This window comes from Elioraea sp. (genome assembly GCF_051860475.1).
Taxonomy (GTDB): domain Bacteria; phylum Pseudomonadota; class Alphaproteobacteria; order Acetobacterales; family Acetobacteraceae; genus Elioraea.
This window is the reverse complement of record NZ_JBHYDW010000114.1, coordinates 6,951-15,098: the sequence shown is the minus strand read 5'-3', so window position 1 is coordinate 15,098 and position 8,148 is coordinate 6,951. Positions and strand designations below refer to the sequence as shown.

General features: G+C 70.7%; 8 protein-coding genes. 3 read left to right on the top strand and 5 right to left on the bottom strand.

Annotated features, from left to right (window positions below; translation table 11 throughout):
- The 5 genes from ACTIFU_RS17485 to ACTIFU_RS17465 all read right to left on the bottom strand — a co-directional run.
- A partial coding sequence (locus tag ACTIFU_RS17485) for a GMC family oxidoreductase (RefSeq protein WP_439579601.1) occupies window positions 1-1,264 on the bottom strand: 1,264 nt, incomplete at its 3' end.
- A 201-nt stretch (window positions 1,265-1,465) separates the two neighbouring features.
- Window positions 1,466-1,786, bottom strand: a complete 321-nt coding sequence (locus ACTIFU_RS17480) for a DUF6506 family protein (RefSeq protein WP_439579600.1) — start codon at window positions 1,784-1,786, stop codon at window positions 1,466-1,468.
- A gap of 486 nt (window positions 1,787-2,272) precedes the next feature.
- Window positions 2,273-3,604 (bottom strand): trypsin-like peptidase domain-containing protein, encoded by a 1,332-nt coding sequence (locus ACTIFU_RS17475; protein WP_439579599.1) that lies wholly within the window; start codon window positions 3,602-3,604, stop codon window positions 2,273-2,275.
- Window positions 3,605-3,719: 115 nt separating this feature from the next.
- Complete coding sequence (locus ACTIFU_RS17470; protein ID WP_439579598.1) at window positions 3,720-4,601, bottom strand: alpha/beta fold hydrolase; 882 nt, start codon at window positions 4,599-4,601, stop codon at window positions 3,720-3,722.
- Between the two features lie 8 nt (window positions 4,602-4,609).
- Entirely contained in the window at window positions 4,610-5,479 is an 870-nt protein-coding gene (locus tag ACTIFU_RS17465; RefSeq protein WP_439579597.1) for a short-chain dehydrogenase/reductase, read from the bottom strand.
- Here ACTIFU_RS17465 and ACTIFU_RS17460 point away from each other — a divergent pair.
- The 3 genes from ACTIFU_RS17460 to uvrC all read left to right on the top strand — a co-directional run.
- Window positions 5,478-6,251: an SDR family oxidoreductase gene (locus ACTIFU_RS17460; RefSeq protein ID WP_439579596.1), complete on the top strand. Its 774-nt coding sequence runs from the start codon at window positions 5,478-5,480 to the stop codon at window positions 6,249-6,251. The genes ACTIFU_RS17465 and ACTIFU_RS17460 overlap by 2 nt on opposite strands.
- Window positions 6,252-6,275: 24 nt before the next feature.
- Window positions 6,276-6,695: a dihydroneopterin aldolase gene (gene folB / locus ACTIFU_RS17455; RefSeq protein WP_439579595.1), complete on the top strand. Its 420-nt coding sequence runs from the start codon at window positions 6,276-6,278 to the stop codon at window positions 6,693-6,695.
- 283 nt (window positions 6,696-6,978) lie between these two features.
- The coding region (gene uvrC, locus ACTIFU_RS17450; RefSeq protein ID WP_439579594.1) for an excinuclease ABC subunit UvrC at window positions 6,979-8,148 on the top strand (1,170 nt) is incomplete at its 3' end.

Genomic DNA, 8,148 nt, shown 5'->3' with positions numbered 1-8,148 from the left:
TTCCCCACAACAGCGCGCGCCGGTCCGCCTCCGCGGTCAGGTAGCCGGGGCGGATCGACGGCGCGGCGGCCGGGTCGGGCGAGACGATCTCGACCTCGCCCACGCTCTCAGGGCGGTGCTGCCACACGCCCATCGACACGCCCGGCTCGTCCTCCAGCAGCCCGAAGGTGCCCTGCCGCCATGAGCCGGGTGCGACCACGGCTTGGATGTCCGGCGTCTCGAGCCCCTCGCGTGAGCGCGGGAAGCAGAGGATCATGCCCGGCGAGCAGGTGAGGATGCCGCGCCCGGCGAAGGCCCATTTCGCCGCCTCCCAGGCGAGCCTGAGCCCGCGGCTCCGTTCGTTCGCGGTGCCGACATCGCGCACGCGCCAGGCCATGCGCACGAGGTAGTGGTCCTGCAGGTTCCGCCCGACGCCGGGCAGGTCATGCAGCACCGGGATGCCGTGACGCGCGAGGAGTTCGCCCGGGCCGATGCCGGAGAGCTGGAGAATCTGCGGCGAGCCGATCGCACCGGCGGCAAGCACGACGCCGCGCGCGGCCGCGATCGTCTCGCGCCGTCCGCCGCGCTCGATCTCCACCCCCGTCGCGCGACCGTCCTCGACCGCCACGCGCCGGCAGAGCGCGTCGGTGATCACGCTCAGGTTCGGCCGGCCGATCGCCGGGTCGAGATAGGCCGTCTTCGCCGAACTGCGCCAGCGCCCGCCGCGCGCCTGCTGCGTCCACGCGACCCCGTCCTGTACCCGTCCGTTGTAGTCCTCGAGATAGGGCAGCCCCATCGTCTCCGCGGCGGCGACAAAGGCCTCGAGCAGCTGTCCGCGATCGACCACCTGCTCGACCGCGACGGCGCCGTCGCGGCCGCGTTCCGGATCGCGTGCGGCCTCGTATCGTTCCGAGCGGCGGAAATACGGCACGAGGTCATCGTAGGACCAGCCGATGCAGCCCTTCTGCGCCCAGCGGTCGTAGTCCTCGGGCTGGCCGCGGATATGGATCATGCCGTTGATCGCCGAGGAGCCGCCGAGGCCGCGCCCGCGCGGATAGAGGATGGCTCGGTTGCCGGACGCCGGATCGGGCGTGGTGCGATAGCCCCAGGTGAGGCTGCGATGCTCCATCAGCCGCGCATAGGCGGCAGGAATGCGCGTGAACGGATGCCCGCCGGGCCCGCCGGCCTCGATCAGCGTCACCTTCAGCGACGGATCGGCGGAGAGCCGGTTGGCGAGCACGCAGCCGGCGCTGCCCGCGCCCACGATCACGATGTCGGCGTCCATGGCGCGAGGCTAGCCGGCGGTGCGGGACCGGTCCATGCGCCCCGGTCCCGTGGCGGCGCGACCTTGTCCGCACATGGGCGGCGCATGCGAGGCGAGGGTGCAAGGGGACCAAGCGGGGGCCCGCTGCCGCCTCTCACGTACCGTGGTTCGCGGGGGTCGGAGCGGAGGGATGGCCCGTGGTGGCTGCTCGATCGCTGCCGATCAGTCGCCCGCGAGGGTGGCCTCGAACTTGGTCTTGTAGGCGGCGGCCTGCGTTAGGGAGTCAATGCCGAAACTGACAGAGCCGACCGCAGCCCGGCCATCAACGGCCTTCAAGACGGCGGCGCTTCCGTTGATCCCAAAGCCGCCACAGAGTTCGATGAGCCCGGTTCCTTGTTCCGCCAATTCCGCGGCGACACTGGCAGCCGATTCGAAGCTGGGGGCAAAGACGATCGTCAGCCGTTCGTGCTTCGTCTCTCGAACCAAGCGGTCCGTTCCCGGATCGGCTTCGTCCCACAGGATGATCGTCGCCCAGATGTTCACCAGTATCTCCTGCCAGATCTTGCGGGGTCATTGCATCACTTCAGGAAATGAGAGGTTCTTCGCCGGAAAAAACCGAGAGAATCCGATAGGGTCCATCATCGGGATCGATAACGCTCACGCACCGGACGCTTGAATCGCGAGTGGCGGAAATCGAGTGCAGAGCCTGCAGCATCCGACCCGGGAGTGGCTCCCGTTTCCTCTGGTCGCGACCCGTCCCATTCAGGGTCGCCGGCAGGGTCTGGACCATGGGCGAGCCATTTCGGCTGCGCGACGTGCACTGGGGCGGGGATCGAGCCGGCGCTCCCGCGATTGGGAGGCAGCCTTGGGCTGACGGCCGTCGCGTGATCAGCGGGATGCTGTGTCGGATTCGTCAGCCTCTGCGCTGACGGTCAGTGCTGGCGGAGTGCGGGCCGCGCACGACGCTGTCGAACCACGTCAACCGCCGGGCTGAGTCGAGGGGCCACGCTGCCGGCGCGCTGAGACGCGCTACTTGAAGCACTCGAGCAGCAGGGTGGAGGCGTGCGCGATCTCGCCAACCTCGGCCGCCGGGTAGTGCGCGATCGAGGGCGTGCGCCGGGCGGTCACGCCGTGCTGGCGCAGGAAGTCGATCGCGGTGCGGCCATGGATCGCGATGTTCACGTTCTGGGGCAGATCACCCGTCCGCTCGGCGATGCGCAGCGCAGCGAGCTTGGCGACGATCACGCCGAGGACATTGCCCGCGCGGTCGAGCAGCGGTCCGCCCGAATTGCCCGCCTGCACCGGCGCCGAGACGATCATCGTGTTCGGATCGTCGCGCAGGCCGGTGAGCGCGCTGACCTCGCCGGTCGTGAGCGTCGGGCCGGAGCCGAGGATGCCGGTGAGCGGGAAGCCGTAGGTCACGACCTCGTCGCCGCGCCGTGGCGGGCTGTCGCGGAAGGCAAGCGCGGGGCCCATGTCGTGGGGGCCGGAGAGCAAGGCAAGATCCCGGCGCGGATCGCGCGGGCCGATCGAGAGGTCGACCCGCCGTCCGGTCGCCAGCACGCCGACCGTGCGGTTGCAGCCGTCGACCACGTGGTGGTTGGTCAGCACGCGTCCTTCGGCGACGATGAAGCCCGTGCCGGTACTGGCCCGTCGCTGGGCCTGGCGTGGCGGCGCCTCGGCCGGAGGCGTCCGCCCTCCTGGCCGCGGCGTCGGCGCGATCCCGGCCGGCAGCGGTACGGGCCGGTCGATGCCTGCGGGGGGCTTGCCGTCGGCGCTGCGGGGAGGTGGCGGCGTCCGCGCCTCGCCGACCGGCGGGGGCTTGCCGTCCGGCGCCGGGGCGCGACCGGCGACAGCGCGGCCGAGCGCGGCCAGGGTGGAGGTGTCGAGCTCGCCGCTCACGGGCAGGTTCTGGTCGCGCTGGAACGATGTGATCGCATGGCGCGTGCGGGGGCCGATCACCCCGTCGGGCGGGCCCGGGTCGTAGCCGAGGGCGGCGAGCGCGCGCTGCGCCGCCGCAGGCCGCCCTTCCGTGGGCGCCTGCGCCGGCGCCGATGGTCCGGGCCGGTGCGGTGCGCCGGCGGTGAAGAACACCTCGCGCGTGACGCAGACATTGACCCGGTTCCAGTCAAGCACCTGCCCGCTGGCGAGAACCATGCGCAGATCGACGTTGCAGCCGGGCGCGGTGATCTGTACCCCGGCGCCGGGCCTCATCGCGCGGCCGGCGATCAGGTTCCGGCCGCCGCCGACATGGAGGCCGATCGCGACCTCGCCCGTGCGGTTGAAGACGCGGAACGCGCTCTCCTGCGCGGAGGCGGGAAGGGCGAGTATCAGGGCGAGGGCAAGGGCGATGCCGCGCATGGGAGGAGGATGAAGCCGCGGAACGGAGAGTCAAATGAAAGAGCCGCGCGGCCCTACGGTCCCCCACCGAGGGGAGGGAGACCGCCCCGGGCTTGGGCCCGGCACCGTGGTCCCGTCACGACCGTGTTCCCAGAATGCTGCCCGTGGTGCTGCGTGGATCGCGCCGCGGCCAGCGGCCAAGTTCCACCGCGGCGAGGAAATCGGCCACGGCGGCGTTGAACGCTGCCGGCTCCTCCAGGTTGAGCGTGTGTCCGGTGCAAGGCAGCACCACCAGCCCTGAGGTCGGGATGCAGCGCTTCATGAACAGGCTTGCCTCCAGGCAGGGATCGTCCTCGTCACCGGTCATGATCAGGCTGGGCACCGACAGGGCCTTCATCCCGTCCGCGAGATCGAACACCGAGGGCCGGCGCTTCTGCACCCCGCGGAGCGTGTTCGCCGCACCCTTCGGGTCGTGCTCGGCGAGCTGGGCCATGAACTCCGCGTAGCCCCGCGGGTCCTTGTTCTCGTACTGCACCCGGGTTGGTCCGCGGCCGTAGCTGCCGGCGGCCTCGGCTGCCGGCAGGGTCTCGAAGCGGCCTGCGGCCACCTCGCACTCCTCGGCGAACTGGGCGCGCGCCTCCGCCGGCGCGCCGTAGCCGACGCCGGCGATCACCAGCGACTTCGCCCGGTAGGGGTAGGTCAGGCCGAAATGCAGAGTGGCGAACCCGCCCATCGAGATGCCGACGATGTGCGCGCCCTGGATGCCGAGCTGATCGAGCACGTCGCGGATGTCGTCGCGCGCGCGTGACTGGCCGTAGGCGTCGGGCGAGGGCGGCACGTCGGAGGGCGGATAGCCGCGCGCGTTGAAGGTGATGCAGCGGTAGCGGCGGGCGAAGTACCGGACCTGCGGCTCGTAGCTGCGGCCATCGCCGGCGAACTCGTGCACGAACACGATCGGCGCGCCGTGGCCGGTGTCCTCGACGTGGAGGCGCACGCCGTCGCTGGTGGTGATGTGCATGGGTCCCCTCAGAACGCGCGGCTGCGGCTTGCCATGCCGCCGTCGATCTGCACGATCGTGCCGCTGGTGTAGCCTGAGCGGGGGCTTGCCAGGAACGCCACCATGTCGCCGATCTCCTGCGGCGTGGCGGCGCGGCTGAACGGCATCGGCGCGAGCAGCTCCTGCCACCGCTCCGGATCGCCGTAGCGGTCGGCCGCCTTCTTGCGCGTCAGCGTCACCAGCCGGTCGGTCGAGACCGGGCCGGGCGACAGCCCCACAACCCGCATCCCGTCCGCCGGCGCGCCGCCGCCGAGCGAGCGCGTGAACGCCTCCAGAGCGGCATTGCCGGTCACGCCGCAGATATACGCCTGGTCCAGCGTGGCGGCGGCGTTGCCGATCACGTTGACGATCGCGCCGCCGCGCTTCGCCAGCAGCGGATAGAAGGCGCGGCACATGTCAATGTAGCCGAACACCTTCAGCTTCCAGGCCTCGCGCCACGTGGTCCCATCCACCTCCTGCAACGACCCGCCTGGGATGGCGCCGGCGTTGTTCACCAGGATGTCGATCTCCGGGAACAGCCGCGCGAGCTCCTCGGCCGTGCCCTGCACGGCAATGTCGGCGGCATGCGCGCGCGCATTCACCTGGTGGCGGACGCGGAGCGCCGTCGCGGCGGCGTCGAGCGCGGCCTGGGTGCGCGAGACGAGGATCACGTCGCAACCCTCGGCGGCGAGGCTCTCGGCGGCCGCGCGGCCGATCCCCTTCGAGCCGCCGGTGAGCAGCGCGGTCTTGCCGCGAACCCCGAGATCCATCGCTTCCCCCATGTGACGGCGTGCGCCAGCATGCCAGCCCATTGCGGCGCGGCTGGCAAGCGCCGCCGCCTGCCCCATGTTCTCCCGCATGTGGACCATTCCCGCTGCGATTCCCCGGACCGCCCTCGTCACCGGAGGATCGAGACGGATCGGCCGGACCATGGCGCTCGCCCTCGCCGAGGCGGGGTTCGATGTCGCGATCCAGTTCCGCGCCAGCGCCGCCGACGCCTCCGACACGGTCGAGGCGATCCATCGGACGGGGCGGCGCGGCCTTGCGCTTTCGGCCGATCTCGCACGCGAGCCGGAGGTGGTCCGGCTGGTCCCGGCCGTCACCGAGGCGCTTGGACCGGTCGGCGTGCTGGTGAACAACGCCTCGGCGTTCGAGCGCGACGAGTGGCATGACGCCACACGCGCGAGCTGGGACGCGCATCTCGAGCCCAATCTGCGCGCGCCGTTCGTGCTGACCCAGGCGATGGCGCGCAGTCTGCCCGAGGGGGCGGAGGGCGCGGTGATCAACCTGCTCGATCAGCGGGTCTGGAGCCTGACCCCCCATTTCGTCAGCTACACGGTGAGCAAGGCGGGGCTGTGGGCGCTGACGCAATCGCTCGCGCTCGCGCTCGCTCCGCGCATCCGTGTCAACGGGATCGGCCCGGGCCCCGCCCTGCCGAGCCCGCGCCAGACCCAGGCGCAGTTTGCGCGGCAATGCGCCTCGGTGCCGCTCGGGCGCGGCACCTCGCCGGAGGAGGTGGCACGCGCGGTGCTTGCCATCCTTGCGCTGCCGTCGATGACGGGGCAGATGATCGCGCTCGACGGCGGGCAGCACCTGCACTGGGCCCCCGCGCGCGAGGCGCCGGAGGAATAGCCGGCGGGAAGGGACGACCGGAGCATGGATCTCGGCGCGGAGCGTCGGCTGGCGGACGCGGCACAGGGATTGCGCCACGTGTTCGTGCGGGGTCTCGCGCTCGATGCCTTGATCGGCGTGCACCGGCACGAGCGCGCCGCACGCCAGCCCGTGCGGATCGGCATCGATCTCGCGGTCGAGGATGATGGGGCGCGGCCGATGTCGCGCGCGCCGGTCGGGCGCGACGAGCTCGCCCGCGTGGTGGACTACGAGCGTGTGGCGGCAGCCGCACGCGCCATCGTGGCAGAGGGGCACGTGATGCTCGTGGAGACGCTCGCGGAGCGGATCGCCGAAGCGTGCCTCTCAGACCATCGCGTGCGGATCGCTCGCGTTACAGTTGAAAAGCCCGGAGCGCTGTCGGATGCGAATTCCGTGGGCGTTACAATCGAGCGACGACGGCCTTGACGCGTCGCGTGGAAGTTGTCCACTGCGACCATCATGAACGGATCGCATGACGGACGTGGCTCAGTTGACGGCTTCGCGACGGTTTCGTTTCAGCCACCTCCTACAAAAAGGTTTATAATCAATGTGTTGACTTTGTCTGCCCAAAGAGTGAGCAAACCGAGCGACCCCTAGCGAAAGGCCGGACTCGCGGCACCGTGAAGCCCTTCCCCACAGACTTGTCCACAGCAGTGGTGGATACCGACCCTACGTCCGTCGGTTGCTTGACGCTGAATCCACGTTTCCGATGACGCGAAACCTGGCTGACGACACGTCTTCAACTGTGGCGCGGGGTCCTCCGGTCATCGAGGCGGCGCTGGCCACCCTGCCGTCCGGTCCCGGTGTCTACCGCATGCTCGATGCCAGGGGCGAGGCGCTCTATGTCGGCAAGGCCAAGAGCCTCAGGAAGCGCGTGCCGGCGTATGCACAGCCGGCGCGCCTGCCCGAGCGGTTGCGCCGGATGGTGATGGAGACCGCCGCGGTGGAGGTGATCACCACCCACACCGAGGCCGAGGCGCTGCTGCTCGAGAGCAACCTGATCAAGCGCCTGAAGCCGCGCTTCAACATCGTCCTGCGCGACGACAAGTCCTACCCCTGGTTGATGCTGACCGGTGACCACCCGTTCCCGCAGCTTGCCAAGCACCGCGGCGCGCACGGCCGCAAAGGCGACTACTACGGCCCCTATGCCTCAGCCTGGGCGGTGAACCAGGCGGTGACCGCGCTCAGCCGCGCCTTCCTGCTGCGCACGTGCGGCGACACGGTGTTCGCCAACCGCACCCGGCCCTGTCTGCTCTACCAGATCAAGCGCTGCTCGGCCCCCTGCGTCGGTCGGATCGACGCGGCCGCCTATGCTGGGCTGGTCGCGCAGGCGCGGCGGTTCCTGGAGGGTGACACCACCGCGCTGCAGCAGGAACTCGCCGCCGAGATGGAGCGCGCGGCCGAGGCACTGAATTTCGAGCGCGCCGCCACCATCCGCGACCGGATCCGCGGCCTGACCCATGTCCAGTCCACCGACGTGGTGAACCCGGGGGAGCTCGGCGATGCCGACGTGATCGCGTGTCACATGGCCGGCGGACAGTCGTGCGTGCAGGTGTTCTTCATCCGCGGCGGGCGCAACAACGGCAACCGGGCCCACTTCCCGGCCCATGCAAGGGGGGAGGAGGAATCGTCTGTTCTTTCAGCATTCCTGGGTCAGTTCTACGACGACAAGCCACCGCCCCGCACGGTGCTGCTGTCGCACCCGATCGCCGAGGCCGACCTGGTCGCCGAGGCGCTCGGCCTGAAGGCCGGACGGAAGGTGGACCTCGCCGTGCCGCAGCGCGGTCACAAGCGCGCGGTGGTCGACCACGCGCGGCAGAACGCGCGGGAGGCGCTCGAGCGTCGCCTCGCCGAGGGCACCGCCCAGGCCGTGCTGCTG